Below are 21,916 nucleotides of genomic sequence, written 5' to 3'. Positions count from 1 at the left end.
GCCCGGCCCCTGTTTACAAGAGCCTGGAGCACTTATGTCTTTTACCCCTGAGCTGGTTGCCGAACTGGATCTTCTCGCCCTGTTTAACCTGGGCAACACCCAGGAAGGCCTCAAGGTTCACCATGTTGCCGCCCCGCAAGCGATTGCTGCGGCCAAACGCCTGTACGCCAAAGGCCTGGTCACCCAAGAAGATGGCGGTTACCTGACCAGCCTGGGACTGGACGCAGCCGAACACGCGCAAGTCTTGCTGACCATTCTCAATGTGACCGAAACCGCCTGACCCGCCGGCACTGCCCACGCCGCCTGCGCAAGCGGGCCATGGCGTGGGCGAGATGGCGCTCCCACCCGCACCTCGCCACGACTGACTGGCCGTCGTGGCCCATTGCCCGCCGAGCCTGCGCATGAGCCTTACCGAGGAAATTCGCCCGGACATCGATGACGGTATCGACCGCAAGGTGCTGGCTCAACTGCGCGCGCGCTTTCTCAAGGTCAATGACGGCCGCCTGCAGCGCGCCATGCAGGCGCTGTCGACCCGCCAGCAGCTGGTCCTGAAGCTGCTGCCGCTGCTGTTTCACGTCAATCATCCGTTGCTGCCGGGCTATGTGTCCGGGCTGACGCCGGCCGGGCTGAGCGGCTTCGAGCCGGGCGACGATCTGCTCGCCGAAGCGCAGCGCCTGACCCGTTCCTTCGTTTACAAGGCACGCCGCGGCAACAGCGCACTGCCACTGCACGGGCTGTTCCTGATGGGCAGCCTGGGCACAGTGGCCCAGGCCGAGCAAAGCGACATGGACCTGTGGGTCTGTCACGCCCCCGACCTCAGCCCCCGGGACATCGCCGAACTGCGCAAGAAGTGCGAGCAACTGGAGACCTGGGCGACGACCCAGGGCGCCGAAGCGCATTTCTTCCTGATCGATCCGCTGCGCTTTACCGTCGGCGACCGCGAGGCGCGGCTGACCTCGGACGACTGCGGCACCACCCAGCACTACCTGTTGCTCGACGAGTTCTACCGCACGGCGATCTGGCTGGCCGGGCGCACCCCGTTGTGGTGGCTGGTGCCGGTGTACGAGGAGCAGCGCTACCACGAGTACATCGGCATCCTGCTGAGCAAGCGCTTCATCCGCGCCGACGAGGTGCTCGACCTCGGCCACCTGGCGCAGATTCCGCCGAGCGAATTCATCGGCGCGGGCATGTGGCAGCTGTTCAAGGGCATCGAGTCGCCGTACAAGTCGGTACTCAAGCTGCTGCTCACCGAGGTCTACGCCAGCGAACACCCCCAGGTGCAATGCCTGGCGCTGCGCTTCAAGCAAGCGGTCTTCTGCAATCGCCTCGACCTCGACGAACTCGACCCTTACATCGTGGTTTACCGCCGCCTGGAGGAATACCTGAGCGGGCGCGGCGAAACCGAGCGGCTGGAGCTGATCCGTCGCTGCCTGTACCTGAAGGTCAATAAGAAACTCAGCCGGCCGCCACGCGACCAGCGCAAGAGCTGGCAACGTCTGCTGCTCGAGCGCCTGACCCGCGACTGGAACTGGGACAGCCGGCAACTGGCGATGCTCGACAGCCGCAGCCAGTGGAAGGTGCGCCAGGTCAGCGCCGAGCGCCGCGCCCTGGTCAACGAACTGACCTACAGCTACCGCTTCCTCTCCCAGTTCGCCCGCGACGCCCAGGCCGGCAGCTCGCTCAACCGCCGTGACCTTGGCGTGCTCGGTCGGCGCCTGTATGCCGCCTTCGAGCGCAAGGCCGGCAAGATCGAATTCATCAACCCCGGCATCGCCCCGGATCTGGGCGAAGACACCCTGACCCTGGTGCAGAGTCCCAGGATCGAAGCCAGCGACGAAAATCAGTGGGCCCTGTTCAGCGGCAGCCTCGGCGCCCAGGAGTGGGCGGATTTCGCCCCGCTCAAGCGCTCCCGTGAACTGGTCGAGCTGCTTGCCTGGTGCCACCGTAATGGTGTGATCGACAGCAGCACGCGGCTATCGCTGCACCCTGGCGACAGCGACCTGAGCGAGTACGAGCTGTCCAATCTGCTGGCCAGCCTGCAACAGACGGTGCCGCTGCCGCTGCCGGCGATCGAGGAAAGCGCGCTGCTGCGTGCCAGCGTGCCCGGCGAAGTGCTGCTGCTGATCAATGTCGGCATCGACCCGCTCAAGCAGCACAGCCAGATGAATGTGCACATGACCACCGACCGCATCGATGCGTTGGGCTATTCCGGGGTGCGCGAGAACCTGATTCTGACCATCGACCAGGTCAGCCTGAACAGCTGGAACGAACTGCTGGTCAGCCGCTATGACGGCCCCCATGCACTGCTCGACTGCCTGCGCGATTTTCTCAACAGCCTGCCGGCCAGCGGCAACAAGCCCAACCTGCGGGTACGCTGCTTCTGTCGCAACCGCGCCACGACCATCGCCGAGCGGGTCGAGGAACTGTTTCGCGACACCCTCGCCCACTTCGCGGGGCCGCAGCACAACCGCTACCTGCTGCAAATCAAGCAGCACTACCACCTGCTCGAACTGACCCCGGGACAGGTCAGCCACACTGCACTGACGGACCTGCCGGCGCTGCTCGAACACCTCGGCAAGGAGCAACCGGGCTACAGCCGCCTGCACCTCGACCGCAACGCCCTGGAAGGCGACGACCTGGCCTTGATCCTGCCGCTCGGCCGCCCCGCGTGCATCCAGGTGTTCTACCGCCGCCACGAAAACAGCGACCTGGCCGAACTGACCCTGCTCGACGAACACAACGCGCTGTGGCGGCAGAGCATGCCGTTTCGCGACGAGCACAGCCTGCTGACACCGCTGCAGCGCTTCCTGCAATCGCTGCAGTACCGGCGCAACGCCTTGCTGCCGCTGGACAGCCCGGCACCGTCGACTGCGCTGGAGGTGCTCTATTACGAGGTACTCCCGGCGGCGCCGCAGCGGGCCCGCCAGGTGGAGCTGCGCCCGCCGCCACCAGCCCCGCTGAGCCACCCCTTCTACGATGTGCAGGCGATTGTCGAGCCGGTCGACGGCAAGCGCGCCCACGTGACCCTGTATTGCAACCACCGTGAGTTTTCCGAACTGGAATATGCCGGCGACCTGTACGCCGCCGTGGCCCGGCACATCGTCGCCCAGCGCCGCGAGGGCGAGCGCTATCCGTGCTACATCACCGACCTCGACCTGTCCGCCGTGCTGGGCGATGGGCGAGCGCAGACGGTTCACTACCTGCGCTACAAGGCCCGTCTGGAAGCGGCACTCAATGCGGCGCTGGACAAAGCCTGAGCAAACGGACGGCAGCTAGCAGGTGGGCCAGGACCTGCCGGGCAGCGCTTCAGCGGCTGTATTCGCCGGCCGCTTCCGGCTGGTATTCCACGGCCAACAGGGTCAGTTTCAACTCCTTGCCACTGGGTGCGATCCAGTCGATGTGCTGGCCGACACTCAGCCCCAGCAGCGCGCTGCCCACCGGTGCGAGAATCGACACACTGCCTTCTTTGCCGGCGTCCTGCGGGTAAACCAGGGTCAGGTGATAGTCCTTACCGCTGCTTTCTTCGCGGCAATGCACCCGCGAGTTCATGGTCACTACCCCGGCCGGCACCTGGTCGTGGCCAACCACGTCGGCCCGATCCAGCTCGGCCTGCAGGGCGACAGCACCCGGGCCGAATTCCTCCAGGCTGTCGAGCAACCGCTCCAGACGCTGTAAATCGAGACGGGTAATGGTGATTGGCGGTGCACTGGTCATGGTCAGTTCTACTCTCCTTCAACTGGATGCATAAAAAGCAAAACCCCGTCTGATGGAGACGGGGTTTTGCGCAAGTCAGGTCGACCGTATCACAGCCGTTCAAATAAACAAGACCGGCAGATCAGCCTTGCCGTTGCTGCAAACGCGCCTGGGCGCTATGACAAATGACCTGCCGACGCGCATCGTCGGCACTGCCCCAGTCGAGAATTTCGTTGAGCAAACGGCCGCAACCCAGGCACATATCGCCGGCGTCCAGGCAGCAGCGGCGCACGCACGGCGAGGCGATCAGCGACGCACCCCGTTCGGCCGCCGCGCCAGGCCGAGACTCAGAGCTCTTCGAACTCAAGACTGGCTCCAGCTTGTTCCAGGGTGATGCGCGCGAGCATTTCACCCAGCTGCTCATCGCTGCTGTCGCAAATCCAGCGCTCGCTGGCCTCGTCGAAATCGAAGTGAAAACCGCCGGAGCGGGCCGCCAGCCACAACTGCCGGATCGGCTCCTGGCGGCTGAATATCAGCTGCGTGCCATTCTCGAAACGCACGGTCAGCACACCCGCCGAGTTTTCCAGGTCGAGATCCAGATCGCTGTCATCGAAAATGTCTTCTACCGCTTGCTGCACGGTATCGACCAGATCGTGAAAGCGGGCTTCGGTCAAACTCATTGCGGATGTCCTCGAAAAGTTCAGGTAGTACAGAAAAGAGCCAGACGCGCCGGGACAAGGTCGCGCGCGCGTCAGGCCACAGCGCCCGAGCGCCGCGCCAAGCGGTTGCTGCGCACGACCAGCAGCAGGTGACGAGTCGGCATCGAGCGCAGTATACAGCGCTCGCTGCCCATGATCCGCACCGCTCCCAGGACGCGGGCAAAGCCCCGCCGGACGGGAATCCTGGCGCATAGGCAAGGCGCCGGGGGGCCGGTATACTCCGGCGCAATCATGCTTTATTACAAGGACTTCACCATGAAGCGGCTGTTTACTGCCCTTATCGCGCTTGTCGCCGTCAGTACCTTGCTTAGCGGCTGCGGCCAGAAAGGCCCGCTGTTCCTCCCGGAAGACAGCAAGCCCGCGCCTGCACAAACCGAATAAGGACAGCTCATGAACGCCTTCAACTACCGCGACGGCACGCTGTTCGCGGAGGGTGTGGCCCTGTCCGCCATCGCCCAACGCTTCGGCACGCCGACCTATGTCTATTCGCGGGCGCACATCGAAGCGCAGTACCACGCCTACGCCGATGCCTTGCAGGGCATGCCACACCTGGTCTGCTTCGCCGTCAAGGCCAACTCCAACATCGGCGTGCTCAACGTGCTGGCGCGCCTCGGCGCCGGCTTCGACATCGTCTCGCGCGGCGAGCTGGAACGCGTCCTCGCCGCCGGTGGCGAGCCTGGCAGGATCGTCTTCTCCGGCGTCGGCAAGAGCCGCGACGACATGCGCCGTGCGCTGCAGATCGGCGTGCATTGCTTCAACGTCGAATCCACGGACGAACTGGAACGCCTGCAACAGGTTGCCGCCGAACTGGGCGTGCAAGCGCCGGTGTCGCTGCGGGTCAACCCGGACGTCGATGCCGGCACCCACCCGTATATTTCCACCGGCCTGAAAGAAAACAAGTTCGGCATCGCCATCGCCGACGCCGAGGCGGTGTATGCCCGCGCCGCCACGCTTGCCAACCTGGAAGTGGTCGGTGTCGACTGTCACATCGGCTCGCAGCTGACCAGCCTGCCGCCGTTCCTCGATGCCCTCGATCGCCTACTGGCGCTGATTGACCGCCTGGCCGAGCGCGGCATCCGCATCAAGCACCTGGATCTGGGTGGCGGCCTTGGCGTGCAATACCGCGACGAGCAACCGCCGCTGGCCGGCGAATATATCCAGGCGGTGCGCCAGCGCATGGCCGGGCGCGACCTGGCCCTGGTGTTCGAGCCGGGTCGCTCGATCGTCGCCAACGCCGGCGTGCTGCTGACCCGGGTCGAGTACCTCAAGCACACCGAACACAAGGATTTCGCCATCGTCGACGCGGCGATGAACGACCTGATCCGCCCGGCGCTGTACCAGGCCTGGATGGACGTGGTGGCGGTGCAGCCGCGCGATGGCGCGACGCGCAACTACGATATCGTCGGCCCGATCTGCGAGACCGGTGACTTCCTGGCCAAGGATCGCCCCCTGGCGCTGGCCGAAGGCGACCTGCTGGCCGTGTGTTCGGCGGGCGCCTACGGCTTCGTCATGAGTTCCAACTACAACACCCGCGGCCGTGCCGCCGAGGTGATGGTAGATGGCGACCAGGCCTTCGAAGTGCGGCGTCGCGAGACCCTCAGCGAACTCTTTGCGGGCGAAAGCCAGCTGCCGCCAGCACCATAAGGGCACCCTGATGTTATTGCGCTTTACCAAAATGCACGGCCTCGGCAACGACTTCATGGTCCTCGACCTGGTCAGCCAGCACGCGCATATCCAGCCGAAGAACGCCAAGCAGTGGGGCGATCGCCACACCGGCGTCGGCTTCGATCAACTGCTGCTGGTGGAACCGCCGAGCAACCCCGACGTCGACTTCCGCTACCGCATCTTCAACGCCGACGGCTCGGAAGTGGAGCAGTGCGGCAATGGTGCGCGCTGCTTCGCCCGCTTCGTGCTCGACAAGCGGCTGACGATGAAGAAGCAGATCCGCGTGGAAACCAAGGGCGGCATCATCGAACTCGATGTGCGCCCCGACGGCCAGATCAGCGTGAACATGGGCGCACCGCGTCTGGACCCTGCGCAAATTCCCTTCCAGGCCGAACGGCAAGCCTTGAGTTACCGCGTCGAGGTCGAAGGTCAGACGGTCGAACTGGCCGCCGTGTCCATGGGCAACCCGCATGCCGTGTTGCGCGTCGACAGTGTCGACAGCGCGCCGGTGCATGAGCTGGGGCCGCAACTGGAGCACCATCCGCGCTTTCCGCAACGGGTCAACGTCGGCTTCCTGCAAATCATCGACCGCCAGCATGCCAAGCTGCGCGTCTGGGAACGCGGCGCGGGCGAGACCCAGGCCTGCGGCACCGGCGCCTGCGCGGCGGCAGTGGCAGCGATCAGCCAAGGCTGGATGGATTCGCCGGTACAACTCGAGCTGCTCGGCGGCAAGCTGTCCATCGAGTGGGCAGGCCCGGGCCAGCCCGTTATGATGACCGGACCCGCCATGCGCGTGTACGAAGGACAGGTTCGCCTATGACCGACCAGCAGGATTCGCCCAAACCACTCGAGTTCGACGCGGCGGCGGTTGCCGATTACCTGCGCCTGCACCCGGAATTCTTCGTCGAACATGACGAATTGATCCCCGAGTTGCGCATCCCGCACCAGCGCGGTGACACCATCTCCCTGGTCGAACGCCAGGTGAAACTGCTGCGCGAGCGCAATATCGAGATGCGCCACCGCCTCTCGCAGCTGATGGATGTAGCCCGCGACAACGACCGCCTGTTCGACAAGACCCGCCGCCTGGTGCTCGACCTGCTCGATGCCGCCAGCCTCGAGGAGGTGGTCAGCACCGTGGAAGACAGCCTGCGCCATGAATTCCAGGTGCCCTTCGTCAGCCTGATCCTGTTCAGCGATACGCCGCTAGCGGTCGGCCGCTCGGTCAGCAGCGCCGAAGCGCATCAGGCCATCGGCGGCCTGCTGGCGGGCGGCAAGACCATCTGCGGGGTGTTGCGCGAACACGAACTGAACTTCCTGTTCGGCGAAAGCGAAGCCCGCCAGGTCGGCTCTTCGGCGGTGGTCGCGCTGTCCTATCAGGGCCTGCATGGCGTGCTGGCGATCGGCAGCAGCGACCCGCAGCATTACAAGAGCTCCCTGGGCACCCTGTTCCTCGGCTATATCGCCGAAGTCCTGGCCCGCGTGCTGCCGCGCTTCGCCACGCCGCTGCGCTCGGTCAGATAGCTGCACACCAATGGCAAGGTGTAGGGTGGATGACGCCTTTTTCATCCACCAGCGACCCGGTGGAAAACGCTTCGCGGTTTTCCACCCTACGCGTTACCGAGCCTAGCGCCGCGCTCGCCGGGAGCCGCCATGCACGATCATCTGCACGCCTACCTCGAACACCTGCGCAGTGAGCGCCAGGTCTCCCGGCACACCCTCGACGGCTACAGCCGCGACCTGGCCAAGCTCCTCGCCTTCTGCGAACGCGAGCAGATCGCGGCATGGGCCGCGCTGGACACTCCACGCCTGCGCCGGCTGATCGCCCGCCTGAATCTCGAGGGCCAGTCCAGCCGCAGCCTGGCTCGCCTGCTTTCGGCGACGCGGGGCCTTTACCGCTACCTGATCCGCGAAGGCCATTGCCAGAATGATCCGGCCAGCGGCCTGACGCCGCCGAAAGGCGAGCAACGCCTGCCGAAAACCCTGGATGCCGACCGCACCGCTCAGCTGCTCGACGGCGCGGTCGAGGACGATTTCATCGCCCGCCGCGATCAGGCCATGCTCGAGCTGTTCTATTCCTCCGGCCTGCGCCTGTCCGAACTGGTCGGCCTCAACCTCGACAACCTGGACCTGGGCGACGGCCTGGTGCGGGTGCTGGGCAAGGGCAACAAGACCCGCGAGTTGCCGATCGGGCGCATGGCGCGCCAGGCCCTGGAACAGTGGCTGCCCTTGCGCGCCCTGGCCAACCCGGGGGATGGCGCGGTATTCATCAGCCAGCAGGGGCGCCGCCTCGGTCCGCGCGCGGTGCAACTGCGCGTGCGTCAGGCCGGGGTGCGCGAACTCGGGCAGAATCTGCACCCGCACATGCTGCGGCATTCCTTCGCCAGTCATATGCTGGAGTCTTCACAGGACTTGCGCGCGGTGCAGGAGCTGCTTGGCCACGCCGACATCGCCACCACCCAGGTCTACACCCACCTGGACTTCCAGCACCTGGCCACGGTGTATGACCGCGCCCATCCACGGGCCAAACGCAAAGGCAGTAGCGAATGAGCATTCAACTGATCACCTTCGACCTCGACGACACCCTGTGGGACGTGACCCCGGTGATGCAGGACGCCGAAGCGACACTGCGCAACTGGCTGGCGCTGCATGCGCCACGCCTGGGTGCAGTGCCGGTCGAGCACCTGTGGACCATTCGCGCGCGCTTGCTGCAAGACGAACCATCGCTCAAGCACCGCCTCAGCGAACTGCGCCGGCGCATCCTGCACCATGCCCTGGCAGGCGCGGGCTATCCACCCGGCGAGGCCGCAGCGCTGGCCGAGGGTGGTTTTCAGGTCTTTCTCGCCGCCCGCCATCAGGTCGAGCTGTTCGCCGAAGTGCACCCGACCCTGGAGACCCTGGCCAATCGCTTCCAGCTCGGGGTGATTACCAATGGCAATGCCGACGTGCGCCGCCTGGGCCTGGCCGATTATTTCCAGTTCGCCCTGTGCGCGGAAGAACTCGGGGTTGGCAAACCCGACCCCAAGCCGTTTCAGGAAGCCCTAAGGCGTGCCGGCATTGCCGCGCAGCACGCCGTGCATATCGGTGACCATCCCAGCGACGATATCGCCGGCGCCCAGGCTGCCGGCCTGCGGGCGATCTGGTTCAACCCGCAGGGCAAAGCCTGGGAAGGCGACAAGCGCGCCGATGGCGAAATCCGCAGCCTGGCCGAACTGCCAGGGCTGCTGCACAGCTGGGTGTAGGCCGGGCTTTGACAGGCCGTGGATAAACGACCTGCGCCTCTGATGCGGCCTCGCCTACATGGTGCAATGCGCGGTCAGATAGGCCGGCTGCCGTATTTGCTGTCGGGCTTCTTCGGTGGATCGGAAACCACGTTGGGCTCGACCTCCTGCACCTTGCCGCCGCGCGCCAGGTACTCTTCCATGGCGCGGGCCAAGGCGTCGCGGTCCTTCTGCTTGGCTTCGATGCTCGGCAGCTCTTCAACATTGACCGCCGCCTTGACCTTGGTCTTGCTCTTGCCCGTGCTGACAATTTCGTCGCCGTCGTCGTCACCGCTGTCGACATCATCGGCGGCAGCCATTTCCTCGCCGCTGTCCTCGTCAGCCCCTTCGAGCTCGTCTTGTTCGAGATCTTCGTCGCTCATGTTCAACCTCATGACTTGCGAAAAGCAGGTTAGTTATAGCCCAGCTGCGTGATCTTTCGCACGTCGCCGGAAAAATTCGCATGGCCTTGCCTGGCAAAGCCCGCCAGCCGCATCTCGCACTGGCCCGGACAAGCACTGCGGTGTCGCATAACAGTGCTTATCGGCGCGCATTCTAGCGTGCTGCCAGAAAAAACAAAGGGCGCCTTTAGGCGCCCTTGTTTTAAATCACCGGCAATCAGCTTTTAGTGAATTCCGGATAGGCTTCCATACCGCATTCGGCGATATCCACGCCCTCATACTCTTCTTCCTGAGTGACGCGCAGACCGATCACCAGCTTGATGATCGACCAGACGATCAGGCTGGCGATGAAGACCCAAGCGAAGATGCAGGCCAGACCGAGCAACTGGGCGCCAAGGGTGGCATCCGGGTTGGTCAGTACCACGGCCAACAGACCCCAGATGCCGGCCACGCCGTGCACGGAAATCGCACCGACCGGGTCATCGATCCTGAACTTGTCCATGGCCAGGATGGAGAACACCACCAGCACGCCACCGACGGCACCGATCAGGGTCGCCTGCAGGGCGCTCGGGGTCAGCGGCTCGGCGGTGATCGCCACCAGGCCGGCCAGGGCACCGTTGAGCGCCATGGTCAGGTCGGACTTGCCGAACAGGATGCGCGCCACGATCATCGCCGCGATCAGGCCGCCGGCGGCGCCCATGTTGGTGTTGACGAACACCTGGGCCACGGCGTTGGCGTCTTCGATGGTGCTCATCTTCAGCTGCGAGCCACCGTTGAAGCCGAACCAGCCCATCCACAGGATGAAGGCACCGAGCGTGGCGATCGGCAGGTTGGCGCCCGGAATGGCGTTGACCTGGCCGTTGGCGCCGTACTTGCCCTTACGTGCACCCAGCAGCAGGACACCGGCCAGAGCAGCCGCAGCGCCCGCCATGTGAACCACGCCGGAACCGGCGAAATCGAGGAAGCCGGCTTCGTTGAGGAAGCCCGAACCCCACTTCCAGAAGCCCTGTACCGGGTAGATGAAACCGGTCATGACCACGGCGAAGGCGAGGAAGGCCCACAGCTTCATGCGCTCGGCCACGGCACCGGAGACGATCGACATGCAGGTCGCGGCGAACACCACCTGGAAGAAGAAGTCCGAACGCGTCGAATAGTAAGGGGCATCGTCGCCGCCGGCGAGAACCGACTCGACGCTGTTCTCGTCACCGATCAGGAAACCCAGGCTTGGCAGGATGCCGCCCTCCGGGCTGGAGTACATGATGTGGTAACCGATCACCAGGTACATGACGCTGGCCACCGCATACAGGGCAATGTTCTTGGTGAGAATTTCGGTGGTGTTCTTCGCCCGTACCAGGCCGGCTTCGAGCATGGCAAAACCCGCTGCCATCCACATCACCAGGGCGCCGCAGATCAGGAAGTAGAAGGTATCGAGGGCATACTGCAGGGGAATCAGGGCTGTGCTTTGCATAAGTACTCCGTTGTACCGTTGCACGATGTGTCGCCATTGGCGCACCCCAAAAAAACGCCCGGTGAACCGGGCGTTTTGCACATCAGCAGGGCTTACAGGTTGTAGCCGCGCTCGTCGTGCTCGGAGAGGTCGAGACCCACGGTCTCGGCTTCTTCGTTGATGCGCAGACCCATGACCATATCCAGCACCTTGAGGATCACGAAGGTGACCACGGCGGTGTAGATCACGGTGAAGGCGACACCCTTGAACTGGATGAAGACTTGCGCACCGATGTCTTCCACGGTGCCGAAGCCGCCCAGGGCCGGTGCCGCGAACACGCCGGTGAGGATGGCGCCGACTATGCCGCCGATACCATGTACGCCGAAGGCGTCCAGGGAGTCGTCGTAGCCCAGCTTGCGCTTCAGGCTGGTGGCGCAGAAGAAGCAGATCACGCCAGCGGACAGACCGATCACCAGGGCGCCCATCGGGCCCGCAGTGCCGGCGGCCGGAGTGATGGCGACCAGGCCGGCGACCACACCGGAAGCGATGCCCAGGGCGCTCGGCTTACCGTGGGTGACCCACTCGGCGAACATCCAGCCCAGGGCAGCAGCGGCGGTGGCGATCTGGGTGACCAACATGGCCATACCGGCGGTGCCATTGGCCGCGACGGCGGAGCCGGCGTTGAAGCCGAACCAGCCGACCCACAGCATGGCGGCACCCATCAGGGTGTAGCCGAGGTTGTGCGGCGGCATGGCGGTGGTCGGGAAACCTTTACGCTTGCCCAGCACCAGGCAGGCCACCAGGCCAGCGATACCGGCGTTGATGTGCACCACGGTGCCGCCGGCGAAGTCCAGCACGCCCCAGTCCCACAACAGGCCGCCGTTACCGGACCAGACCATGTGCGCGATAGGTGCATAGACCAGGGTGAACCACACGCCCATAAAGATCAGCATGGCGGAGAACTTCATGCGCTCGGCGAAGGCACCGACGATCAGGGCCGGGGTGATGATGGCGAAGGTCATCTGGAAGATGATGAACACGCTTTCCGGAATCGCGTACACCAGGCTGGCCGGCGTCAGGCCACCGAGGAAGGCCTTGGACAAACCGCCGATAAAGGAGTTGAAGTTAACGACCCCCTGCTCCATGCCGGTGACATCGAAGGCGATGCTATAGCCGTAGACGACCCACAGGATGCTGATCAGGCCGGTGATGGCGAAACACTGCATCATCACTGAAAGAACGTTCTTGGACCGCACCATGCCGCCGTAAAACAGCGCCAGGCCGGGAATGGTCATGAACAGTACGAGCGCACTGGCGACAATCATCCACGCGGTATCACCACTGTTCAATACAACCTCGTCCGCCATGGCGATGCCGGGGGTAACGAGGGACACAAGGGCTCCTAGCCCTGCGATCTGACGCAGAGTCATATGTTTTTCTCCTGGGGCGTGGGGGTTCGAAGAGCGTTTAGATCGCGTCGGTATCGGTTTCACCGGTACGGATGCGGATGGCCTGTTCCAGGTTGACCACGAAAATCTTGCCATCACCGATCTTGCCGGTATTGGCGGCCTTGGTGATGGCTTCGATGACGCGATCCAGCTGATCGTCAGCAATGGCCACGTCAATCTTTACCTTGGGTAGAAAATCGACCACGTATTCGGCGCCGCGGTACAACTCGGTGTGACCTTTTTGCCGACCGAAACCTTTGACCTCGGTGACAGTGATGCCCTGCACGCCGATTTCCGACAGTGACTCGCGGACGTCGTCCAGCTTGAACGGCTTGATGATGGCAGTGACTAGCTTCATGAAACTTTCTCCCGTGTAAGGTGGACTTGCCCCAGGAATTGCGAACCCGGCTCAAGTCTAAGCGCTGTGTCTGGCTTTTGTAATGCATCGGTTGCCCCAGAGGACAACAGCGATACCCACCAACCGCTCCTGACGAAACACTTCCCGCTTCGCCTAACGCACCGGAACTGCATCGGTGCATTCGTCACAAGCGACCAAGCAGAAAGCTTGCCAGATCGTATAAAACCGCTTTTTTTCAAACAGTTAACAGGAAAAACAGGTTCTCGGCATGGCCTCGACAGGCGGGCAGCGCACGATAACGGTGCAAGCATGCAACGACCAACGCACGAAAAGCGTGCAGAGCTGGCCACGCCGGCCCGGCCATGACTGCGTGCTACACTGCCGCCGTCTGTCACTGGAACCCTACCATGTTGCCGCCCAAAGCCCTGCTCGATGCACTCAGCGCCCACGCCTCGCGCCTGTTCAACGGCGAAACCCCGCTGCCGCGCAGCGAATTCGAAGCCCAGTTCAAAGCCCTGCTGCAGAGCGGCTTCAGCAAACTCGACCTGGTCAGCCGGGAAGAGTTCGACAGCCAGATGGCCGTGCTGGCCCGCACCCGTGCTCGCCTGGAAGCGCTGGAAGCCAAGGTTGCCGAACTGGAAGCACGCGCCGTGCAAGGCGCTACACCGCCCACCGAGTAACCCGCTCGGACGGTTGACGATCAAGGAGTGATCGATGTCCCTGGCCATAGTCCACAGCCGCGCCCAAGTCGGCGTCGAAGCGCCCGCCGTCACCGTCGAGGCGCACCTGGCCAACGGCTTGCCGTCGCTGGCGCTGGTAGGCCTGCCCGAGACCGCGGTCAAGGAAAGCAAGGATCGGGTGCGCAGCGCCATCCTCAACTCCGCCTTCGATTTTCCGCCGCGGCGCATCACCCTCAACCTGGCCCCGGCCGACCTGCCCAAGGACGGCGGGCGCTTCGACCTGGCCATCGCCCTGGGCATTCTCGCCGCCAGCGGCCAGGTGCCGACCAGCGCCCTGGAACAGCTCGAGTGCCTGGGTGAACTGGCCTTGTCCGGCGCCGTGCGTCCAGTGCGGGGCGTGTTGCCCGCGGCACTGGCGGCCCGCGCCGCCGGACGCACCTTAGTGGTGCCGAAAGCCAACGCCGAGGAAGCCAGCCTGGCCTCCGGACTGGTGGTCATCGCAATCGAGCACTTGCTCGAACTGGCTGCCCATCTCAACGGCCAGGCGCCAATCGCCCCCTACCAGGCCCAGGGCTTGCTGCGCCGCACCCAACCCTATCCCGATCTGGCCGAAGTGCAGGGCCAGGTTGCCGCCAAGCATGCCCTGCTGGTCGCCGCGGCCGGCTCGCACAACCTGCTGCTGACCGGTCCTCCGGGTACCGGCAAGACCCTGCTGGCCAGCCGCCTGCCCGGCCTGCTGCCGCCACTGGACGAGCAGGAAGCCCTGGAAGTCGCGGCGATTCACTCGGTGGCCAGCCACACCCCGCTGGATGCCTGGCCGCAGCGGCCCTTTCGCAACCCCCACCACAGCGCCTCCGGCCCGGCCCTGGTCGGTGGCGGCAGCCGGCCGCAACCCGGGGAAATCACCCTGGCCCATCAGGGCGTGCTGTTTCTCGATGAACTGCCGGAATTCGACCGCAAGGTGCTGGAGGTGTTGCGCGAGCCCCTGGAAAGCGGGCAGATCATCATCGCCCGGGCGCGCGACAAAGTGCGCTTTCCCGCCCGTTTCCAGCTGGTCGCGGCGATGAACCCCTGCCCCTGCGGTTTTCTCGGCGACCCCAGCGGCCGTTGCCGCTGCAGCGCGGAACAGATCCAGCGCTACCGCGGCAAGCTCTCGGGGCCCTTGCTCGACCGCATCGACCTGCATGTGACGGTGGCGCGGGAAGCCACCGCCCTGCATGTAGCGCCCGGCGAAGGCGCCGACACGGCCACCGGCGCCGCCCTGGTGGCGCGCGCCCGGCAACGGCAGGTCCTGCGCCAGGGCGTGGCCAATGCCTTTCTCGACCTGCCCGGCCTGCGCCAGCATTGCGGCCTGCTCGCCGTCGATCAGGGCTGGCTGGAAAGCGCCTGCGAACGCCTCGGCCTGTCCCTGCGCGCGGCGCACCGGGTGCTCAAGGTGGCGCGCACCCTGGCCGATCTCGAGCAGGTCGAACAGATCGCCCGCAGTCACCTGGCCGAGGCGCTGCAGTACCGCGGCCATCCGCAGAGCTGAGCGCTGGCCTGGCTGCAAGCCGGGAAAGGCCAGCAAAACGCACATCCGGCGCCGACCTCCTGCCCCGCCCAAGCGGGACACACCCTTTTCCAGCGCCGCTCAACCCAGGCGCTGCACCTGCGGCAACTGCATCGCCGCCACTTCGGCGACCAGGTAATCGCGCAAGCGCTGGAAGCGCTCCTGGCCGCGCCGCGCCTTGGGCCAGACCAGGTAATAGCTGCAACCGCTGGGCACCGCGCAGGGCCAGGGCAGGCCGAGGCGACCCTGGGCGACATCCTCGGCGACCATCACCAGATCGCCGATCGACACCCCGTAACCGCGCGCGGCGGCGACCATGCCCAGCTCCAGGGTATCGAACACCTGGCCACCCTTGAGCGGCACCTGCTCGGCCAGGCCCATGGCCTGCAGCCACTGACGCCAATCGCGGCGGTCCGGGGTCGGATGGAGCAACTCCGCACCCTGCAGTCGCGCCAGATCCCAGGGACCGTCCTGGGCCGCCTCGGGGGCGCAGACCGGGATCAGCCACTCGTCGAACAGCAGGACACTGCCCCACTCCTCGGTAAAACCGCCGGTGCCGAGCAACACCGCACAGTCGAACGGCTCATGCAGAAAGTCGACCTTGTCCACGTCCATCCAGGCGCTGGTCAGCTGCACCTCGATATCGCTGTTTTGCACACGAAAGCGCGACAAGCGGGCCAGCAGCCAGCGCATGGTCAGGGTCGAGGGCGCCTTCAGACGCAGGATCGCATCGTCGGCGCGCAGGGTGGTGCAGGCGCGCTCCAGGGCATCGAAACCGTCGCGCAGACCGGGCAGCAGCATGCGCGCCGGCTCGGTCAACTGCAGGCTGCGTCCACGGCGCTCGAACAGGCGGCAGGCGAAATGCTCTTCCAGGGTGCGCACATGCCGGCTCACCGCGCTCTGGGTGATCGCCAACTCCTCGCCGGCGCGGGTGAAGGAGCCGTGCCGGGCCGCCGCCTCGAAGGCGCGCAAGGCATACAGCGGCGCCAGACGACGGTTTTTATCCATGAGTATTAATCATGCCTGCCATGGTTTTTTTCCTTTTGTGCGAATGCTGCCGACTCCAGAGAATAGCGACATTCTCCGCTCGCCCGGACAACCCGGGCAAGCCTTCTTACTGAGCCAGACTCATCATGACGCACGCTTTTCGCGACGAACTCAGCGCCATCCTGCGCCTGGCCGGCCCCCTGATCGCCGCCCAGTTGGCGCATGTCCTCATGGTCTTTACCGACACCGTGATGATGGGCCTGCTCGGCCCTGCGGCGCTGGCCGGTGGCGGCCTGGGCGCGGCCAGCTACTCCTTCGTGTCGATCTTCTGTGTCGGGGTGATCGCCGCGGTCGGCAATCTGGTGGCGATTCGTCACGGCGCCGGCGATGCCGCCGGCGTCACCCGCCTGACCCAGAACGGCCTCTGGCTGGGCTGGGGCCTGGCCTTGCTGGCCGGGGTAGCCCTGTGGAACCTTGAGCCGGCGCTGCTGCATGTCGGCCAGCTGCCGGCGAACGTCACCGGCGCCACGCAGTTTCTCGCCACCCTGGTATTCGCCCTGCCCGGCTACATGACCTTCATGGCGCTGCGCGGCTTTACCGCCGCGATCGGCCGCCCCGGCCCGGTGATGGCGATCAGCATCGGCGGCGCGCTGGCCAACTTGGTCCTCAATTACGCGCTGATCGAGGGCTGGTTCGACCTGCCGCACCTGGGCCTGAGCGGCATCGGCCTGGTGACCGCGCTGGTGATGAATGCCATGGCCGCGCTGTTGGCCTGGCATGTGCTGCGCCACCGTACCTATGCCGGCTACCCGCTGTGGCGCGGGCTGCTGCGTCCGCTCTGGAGCGAGCTGAAGGAACTGCTGCGCCTGGGCCTGCCGATTGGCGGCACCTATGCGGTGGAAGCCGGTCTGTTCGCCTTCGCCGCGCTGTGCATGGGCGCGCTCGGCAGCCTGCAATTGGCCGCGCATCAGATTGCGATCATGTCGGTGTACGTGGCCTTCATGGTGCCGGTGGGGCTGTCCTACGCGGTGACCTTCCGCATCGGCCAGCACTTCGGCGCCGGCCGCCTGCTCGAAGCACGCCGCGCCGGACGCCTGGGCATCGGCCTCGGCGCGGCCTGCATGCTCGGTTTCGCCGCGCTGTTCTGGCTGGCGCCGGAGTGGGTGGTCGGCCTGTTTCTCGACCGACTCGACCCGGCCTACGCCGAGGTGACGACCCTGGCTGTCGGCCTGCTGGCGATTGCCGCCTGGTTCGAATTCTTCGACGGCATCCAGACCATCGCCATGGGTGCGATTCGCGGCCTCAAGGACGCCAAGACCACCTTCTTCGTCGGCCTCGGCTGCTACTGGCTGATCGGCGCGCCGCTGGCCTGGACCCTGGCCTTTGCGCTGGGCTGGGGGGCACAAGGGGTGTGGTGGGGCCTGGCCAGCGGCCTGGCGTGCGCGGCCATCGGCCTGAGCCTGGGTTTCGAGTGGAAGAGCGCACGCCTGCTGCGCTCGGAGCAGCTGGAAGGAGAGGCCTGCCTCTCGTAGGGCGCGCGGGGCCGCCTAGGCTGCGCGCACCGGAGCGTTTCGCGCCAAGGCTGGAACTGGTGCGCGCAGCGCACCCTACGCAACGGCGTCCGGCGGCGTGCCCGGCACAGACGGGTTCAGGGCTTGAGCAATCCCAGCAGCGGCTGACGCATGCCGAACACCAGGAAGCGCGCCAGCTCGTTCAGCGGGATCGCCTTGCTGATCAGGTAGCCCTGCACCTGGTCGCAGCCGAACTCGCGCAACAGGGCCAGTTGCTCGGCGTTTTCCACCCCTTCACCGACCACCTGCAGATTGAGGTTGTGGGCCAGATTGATCATCGCCCGCACCAACTGACGATTCTCCGGGCGCTGGTCCATGTCGCCGACGAAGCTCTTGTCGATTTTCAACAGGGCGATCGGCAGGTTGCTGAGGTGGACGAAGGAGGAGAAGCCAGTGCCGAAGTCGTCCAGGGAAAAGCGCACGCCCAGCCGACCGAGCGCCAGCATGGTCTGCTGCACATGATCGCTGCGGCGCATCACGGCGGTCTCGGTCAACTCGAACTCCAGCCAGCGCGCATCGACGCCCCGCTCTGCGATCAGGCGACTGAGGGTCGGCAACAGCTGGCTGTCCTGGAACTGGCGGAACGACAGGTTGACTGCCATGTGCAACGCCGGCAGACCGCGCCCGCGCAGCCATTGCATATCGCGCAGGGCCCGGGAAATCACCCAGTAGCCGAGGGGCACGATCAACCCGCTCTCTTCGGCCAGCGGCACGAATTCGTTCGGCGCCAGCAGACCGCGCTCGCCGTGCTGCCAGCGCACCAGCGCTTCCAGACCGACAATGCGCCCCGTCTGCAGACACAGGCGTGGCTGGTAATGCAGCTCGAGCTCGTCGCGCCGCAGCGCCCGGCGCAATTCACTTTCCAGCTCGGCCTGGCTGCGCGCGCCGCGATTAATCCGTTCATCGAAGACGTGGAAGGTGCAGCCTTGTTGGCACTTGGCCTGTTGCATGGCGATGTGCGCATGCCACATCAGCGGGTCGGCGCCAGCATCGGCACGGGCGTAGGCCAGCCCAATGCTGCAACCGATCAACAGGCTTTCGCCGTCGACCCAGTAGGGCTCGGCCAGGACTTCGGTAAGGCGTTCGGCCAGACGCGACGCACGCTGCGGATCGCTGCGCACATCGAGGAGCAGGGCAAACTCGTCGCCACCCAGGCGGGCAATCTGATCCCCCGTCTGCAACTGCGCCTTGAGTCGCGTCACCACTTGCCGGATCAGGTGATCGCCGGCCTGGTGGCCGAGGGCATCGTTGGCGTGGCGGAAATTGTCCAGATCGAGGTGAGCGAGTGCCAGGCCGCGGCCCTGGCACTCGCTCAGGCGGGCGGCAAGCAGGGTCTGGAAGCCCTGTCGATTGGCGATGCCGGTCAGCGCGTCCCGCTCGGCCAGGCGCTGCAGGGTTTCTTGCAGACGGCCCTGCTCGCGCACATAGCGCAGGCAGCGACGCAGCACATCGACAGTCAGGCCGCCACGCACCAGCCAGTCGCAGACCCCCGCAGGCGCTTCGGCAGGTTCCTCCTCAAGCAGCAAGATGATCGGCAGAGGACAGGTCCCGGCCGCGGGTCGGCGCGCCTCCGTGGTCAGCAGCAGGCCATTGACCTGGCTATCGAACAGACTGCTGGCCGCCGCCCACGTGGGCGCGGTAATCAGCGGGAAGAGACTGCCCAAAGCGCCTAGCCGCTGGCGCAATAGCTCGGGCCATTCTGGCGTTTCAGCCAGCAGAACCAACCGCAAGGGTTCGTCGAGCGCGGACAATCAACCTCCCCAGGCCTTAAAGATAGTCGGTGGCATGCCGCCTTCATGCGCCGTAATTGGCGTCTAATCAGGCACATCCGAGTGCTGCTTCGCGCATCCTGCAATAAAGACAAAAAACCGGCAAGTGCAGGCAGAGTACTGGATTACACGAAATAACCAAGCCTGGCCTACTGCCAGCACGCACTCCATCGCACAACGCCGGAGGATTCGAGCACAAATCGCAGAGCCTGCTAAAATGCGCGCCCACTCCCCCGGACGATCCATGCAATGTCCCGACTGAACCCCCGGCAGCAGGAAGCCGTGAACTATGTCGGCGGCCCTCTTTTGGTGCTCGCCGGCGCAGGCTCCGGCAAGACCAGCGTGATCACGCGCAAGATCGCCCACCTGGTGCAGAACTGCGGCATCCAGGCGCGGCATATCGTCGCCATGACCTTTACCAACAAGGCCGCGCGGGAAATGAAGGAACGGGTCGGCAGCCTGCTCAAGGGTGCCGAGGCCCGCGGCCTGACCGTCTCGACCTTCCATAACCTGGGGATGAACATCATCCGCAAGGAATATGCGGCGCTGGGCTACAAACCGGGCTTCTCGATCTTCGACGAGGGTGACATCAAGGCGCTGCTCAGCGACATCATGCAGAAGGAGTATTCCGGGGACGACGGCGCCGACGAGATCAAGAACTACATCGGCAACTGGAAGAACGAGCTGATCCTGCCCGATCAGGCCCTGGCCGAGTCGCGCAACCCCAAGGAACAGACCGCAGCCATCGTCTACCTGCACTACCAACGCACGCTCAAGGCGTACAACGCGGTGGACTTCGACGACCTGATCCTGATGCCGGTGAAGCTGTTCCAGGAACACCCGGACATCCTGGAAAAATGGCAGAACCGCATCCGCTACCTGCTGGTCGACGAATACCAGGACACCAACGCCAGCCAGTACCTGCTGGTGAAACTGCTGGTGGGCATGCGCAACAAGTTCACCGTGGTTGGCGACGACGACCAGTCGATCTACGCCTGGCGCGGCGCGCGGCCGGAAAACCTGATGCTGCTGAAGGAGGATTACCCCTCGCTGAAGGTGGTGATGCTGGAGCAGAACTACCGCTCCACCAGCCGCATCCTCAAGTGCGCCAACGTGCTGATCGCCAACAACCCCCACGCCTTCGAGAAGCAGCTGTGGAGCGAGATGGGCATGGGCGACGAGATCCGCGTGATCCGCTGCCGCAACGAAGACGCCGAATGCGAGCGGGTGGCCCTGGAAATCCTCACCGAACACCTGCGCACCGAGCGCCCCTACAGCGACTATGCGATCCTCTATCGCGGCAACTACCAGGCCAAGCTGATGGAGCTGAAGTTGCAGCACCACCAGATCCCTTATCGCCTGAGTGGCGGCACCAGCTTCTTCGCCCGCCAGGAGGTGAAGGACCTGATGAGCTACTTCCGCCTGCTGGTCAACCCGGACGACGACAACGCCTTCCTGCGAGTGATCAACGTGCCGCGCCGCGAGATCGGCTCCACCACCCTGGAAAAGCTCGGCAACTACGCCACCGCACGCAAGATCAGCATGTATGCCGCCGCCGGCGAGATGGGCCTGGGCGAACACCTGGATGCGCGCTTCACCGAACGCCTGGCGCGCTTCACCAAATGGATGGACCGGGTGCGTCAGGAATGCGCGCAGAACGACCCGATTGCGGCGATCCGCAGCATGGTGATGGATATCGACTACGAGAACTGGCTGCGGCAGAACGCCTCCAACGACAAGGTCGCCGATGCGCGCATGGGCAACGTCTGGTTTCTGGTCGAGGCGCTGAAGAACACCCTGGAGCGCGACGAAGACGGCGAGATGACCATCGAGGATGCCATCGGCAAGCTGGTGCTGCGCGACATGCTGGAACGCCAGCAGGAGGAAGAGGAAGGCGCCGATGGCGTGCAGATGATGACCCTGCACGCCTCCAAGGGCCTGGAATATCCCTCGGTGTACATCCTCGGCGTGGAGGAGGAGATCCTCCCCCACCGCTCCAGCATCGAGGCCGATACGGTCGAGGAAGAACGCCGTCTGGCCTATGTCGGTATCACCCGCGCCAAGCGCAACCTGACCATGACCTTCGCCGCCAAGCGCAAGCAATACGGCGAAATCATGGATTGCGCGCCGAGCCGCTTCCTCGACGAGTTGCCGCCGGAAGACCTGCACTGGGAAGGCCTGGACGATGCACCACCCGAGGTCAAGGCCGCTACCGGCAACTCGGCCTTGGCCAATATGCGCGCCATGCTGAAAAAATAGCCTGGAGCTATTTTTAACGTCGCGTAGCGACGGCCAGCAGGGTGGCCGCCAGGGATGGCAGGCCATAAAAAATAGGCTTATGCCGTAGCCCGGATGCAATCCGGGAACGGTTT

The 21,916-nt window shown here is 64.9% G+C and carries 21 protein-coding genes; 12 read left to right on the top strand and 9 right to left on the bottom strand.

Annotated elements, in window-relative coordinates:
* The first annotated feature begins 34 nt into the window (after window positions 1–34).
* The gene (locus tag G9C89_RS12975; protein ID WP_172148520.1) at window positions 35–280 is read left to right on the top strand and encodes a TIGR02647 family protein; all 246 of its coding nucleotides are present in this window, start codon (window positions 35–37) and stop codon (window positions 278–280) included.
* A 121-nt stretch (window positions 281–401) separates the two neighbouring features.
* Window positions 402–3,257: a class I adenylate cyclase gene (locus G9C89_RS12970; RefSeq protein ID WP_172148518.1), complete on the top strand. Its 2,856-nt coding sequence runs from the start codon at window positions 402–404 to the stop codon at window positions 3,255–3,257.
* A gap of 49 nt (window positions 3,258–3,306) precedes the next feature.
* Here the strand turns inward: G9C89_RS12970 and rnk are convergent, their stop codons facing one another.
* The 3 genes from rnk to cyaY form a co-directional block, all read right to left on the bottom strand.
* A complete protein-coding gene (gene rnk, locus G9C89_RS12965) occupies window positions 3,307–3,714 on the bottom strand; it encodes a nucleoside diphosphate kinase regulator (protein WP_172148516.1) in 408 nt (135 codons plus the stop codon).
* A gap of 121 nt (window positions 3,715–3,835) precedes the next feature.
* Window positions 3,836–4,060 carry a DUF1289 domain-containing protein gene (locus G9C89_RS25205; RefSeq protein WP_390623801.1) on the bottom strand — a complete coding sequence of 75 codons (225 nt, stop codon included), beginning with the start codon at window positions 4,058–4,060 and terminating at the stop codon, window positions 3,836–3,838.
* Window positions 4,041–4,373, bottom strand: coding sequence for an iron donor protein CyaY (cyaY, locus tag G9C89_RS12955; protein ID WP_172148512.1), 333 nt, complete (start codon window positions 4,371–4,373; stop codon window positions 4,041–4,043). Before cyaY ends, G9C89_RS25205 begins: the two co-directional genes overlap by 20 nt.
* 294 nt (window positions 4,374–4,667) lie before the next feature.
* Here cyaY and lptM point away from each other — a divergent pair, with 294 nt between their 5' ends.
* The 6 genes from lptM to G9C89_RS12925 all read left to right on the top strand — a co-directional run bounded on the left by lptM (window position 4,668) and on the right by G9C89_RS12925 (window position 9,316).
* A complete protein-coding gene (lptM, locus tag G9C89_RS12950) occupies window positions 4,668–4,793 on the top strand; it encodes an LPS translocon maturation chaperone LptM (protein ID WP_172148936.1) in 126 nt (41 codons plus the stop codon).
* 9 nt (window positions 4,794–4,802) lie between these two features.
* The gene (gene lysA, locus G9C89_RS12945) at window positions 4,803–6,056 is read left to right on the top strand and encodes a diaminopimelate decarboxylase (protein ID WP_172148510.1); all 1,254 of its coding nucleotides are present in this window, start codon (window positions 4,803–4,805) and stop codon (window positions 6,054–6,056) included.
* 10 nt (window positions 6,057–6,066) lie between these two features.
* On the top strand, window positions 6,067–6,897 hold the full coding sequence (gene dapF / locus G9C89_RS12940; protein WP_172148508.1) for a diaminopimelate epimerase: 831 nt from the start codon (window positions 6,067–6,069) through the stop codon (window positions 6,895–6,897).
* On the top strand, window positions 6,894–7,598 hold the full coding sequence (locus tag G9C89_RS12935; protein ID WP_172148506.1) for a DUF484 family protein: 705 nt from the start codon (window positions 6,894–6,896) through the stop codon (window positions 7,596–7,598). The genes dapF and G9C89_RS12935 overlap by 4 nt, the downstream gene beginning before the upstream one ends.
* Window positions 7,599–7,727: 129 nt before the next feature.
* Window positions 7,728–8,624, top strand: coding sequence for a tyrosine recombinase XerC (gene xerC, locus G9C89_RS12930; RefSeq protein WP_172148504.1), 897 nt, complete (start codon window positions 7,728–7,730; stop codon window positions 8,622–8,624).
* Complete coding sequence (locus G9C89_RS12925) at window positions 8,621–9,316, top strand: HAD family hydrolase (RefSeq protein ID WP_172148502.1); 696 nt, start codon at window positions 8,621–8,623, stop codon at window positions 9,314–9,316. The genes xerC and G9C89_RS12925 overlap by 4 nt, the downstream gene beginning before the upstream one ends.
* A 74-nt stretch (window positions 9,317–9,390) precedes the next feature.
* Here G9C89_RS12925 and sutA read toward each other — a convergent pair whose 3' ends face one another.
* From sutA to glnK, 4 genes are all read right to left on the bottom strand, one after another.
* Window positions 9,391–9,717 carry a transcriptional regulator SutA gene (gene sutA, locus G9C89_RS12920; protein WP_172148500.1) on the bottom strand — a complete coding sequence of 109 codons (327 nt, stop codon included), beginning with the start codon at window positions 9,715–9,717 and terminating at the stop codon, window positions 9,391–9,393.
* A gap of 235 nt (window positions 9,718–9,952) precedes the next feature.
* Window positions 9,953–11,203 carry an ammonium transporter gene (locus tag G9C89_RS12915; protein ID WP_172148498.1) on the bottom strand — a complete coding sequence of 417 codons (1,251 nt, stop codon included), beginning with the start codon at window positions 11,201–11,203 and terminating at the stop codon, window positions 9,953–9,955.
* Window positions 11,204–11,295: 92 nt separating this feature from the next.
* The gene (locus G9C89_RS12910) at window positions 11,296–12,612 is read right to left on the bottom strand and encodes an ammonium transporter (RefSeq protein WP_172148496.1); all 1,317 of its coding nucleotides are present in this window, start codon (window positions 12,610–12,612) and stop codon (window positions 11,296–11,298) included.
* A gap of 37 nt (window positions 12,613–12,649) precedes the next feature.
* Window positions 12,650–12,988 (bottom strand): P-II family nitrogen regulator, encoded by a 339-nt coding sequence (gene glnK, locus G9C89_RS12905; RefSeq protein WP_003096476.1) that lies wholly within the window; start codon window positions 12,986–12,988, stop codon window positions 12,650–12,652.
* A 407-nt stretch (window positions 12,989–13,395) separates the two neighbouring features.
* On the opposite strand from glnK, the gene G9C89_RS12900 reads away from it, so the two are divergent.
* A complete protein-coding gene (locus tag G9C89_RS12900) occupies window positions 13,396–13,668 on the top strand; it encodes an accessory factor UbiK family protein (protein WP_172148494.1) in 273 nt (90 codons plus the stop codon).
* A gap of 34 nt (window positions 13,669–13,702) precedes the next feature.
* Window positions 13,703–15,199, top strand: coding sequence for a YifB family Mg chelatase-like AAA ATPase (locus G9C89_RS12895; protein WP_172148492.1), 1,497 nt, complete (start codon window positions 13,703–13,705; stop codon window positions 15,197–15,199).
* 99 nt (window positions 15,200–15,298) lie between these two features.
* Here G9C89_RS12895 and G9C89_RS12890 read toward each other — a convergent pair whose 3' ends face one another.
* Window positions 15,299–16,225 carry a LysR substrate-binding domain-containing protein gene (locus tag G9C89_RS12890; RefSeq protein WP_172148490.1) on the bottom strand — a complete coding sequence of 309 codons (927 nt, stop codon included), beginning with the start codon at window positions 16,223–16,225 and terminating at the stop codon, window positions 15,299–15,301.
* A gap of 125 nt (window positions 16,226–16,350) precedes the next feature.
* On the opposite strand from G9C89_RS12890, the gene G9C89_RS12885 reads away from it, so the two are divergent.
* Complete coding sequence (locus G9C89_RS12885) at window positions 16,351–17,736, top strand: NorM family multidrug efflux MATE transporter (protein ID WP_172148488.1); 1,386 nt, start codon at window positions 16,351–16,353, stop codon at window positions 17,734–17,736.
* A gap of 116 nt (window positions 17,737–17,852) precedes the next feature.
* Here G9C89_RS12885 and G9C89_RS12880 read toward each other — a convergent pair whose 3' ends face one another.
* On the bottom strand, window positions 17,853–19,526 hold the full coding sequence (locus G9C89_RS12880; protein WP_172148486.1) for a putative bifunctional diguanylate cyclase/phosphodiesterase: 1,674 nt from the start codon (window positions 19,524–19,526) through the stop codon (window positions 17,853–17,855).
* A 267-nt stretch (window positions 19,527–19,793) separates the two neighbouring features.
* Here G9C89_RS12880 and rep point away from each other — a divergent pair, with 267 nt between their 5' ends.
* Window positions 19,794–21,803, top strand: coding sequence for a DNA helicase Rep (rep, locus tag G9C89_RS12875; RefSeq protein WP_172148484.1), 2,010 nt, complete (start codon window positions 19,794–19,796; stop codon window positions 21,801–21,803).
* Window positions 21,804–21,916 lie beyond the last annotated feature (113 nt).

It is taken from the genome of Pseudomonas tumuqii, assembly GCF_013184545.1.
Taxonomy (GTDB): domain Bacteria; phylum Pseudomonadota; class Gammaproteobacteria; order Pseudomonadales; family Pseudomonadaceae; genus Aquipseudomonas; species Aquipseudomonas tumuqii.
The sequence above is the reverse complement of the archived record's forward strand: the minus strand, read 5'-3'. Positions and strand labels throughout refer to the sequence as shown.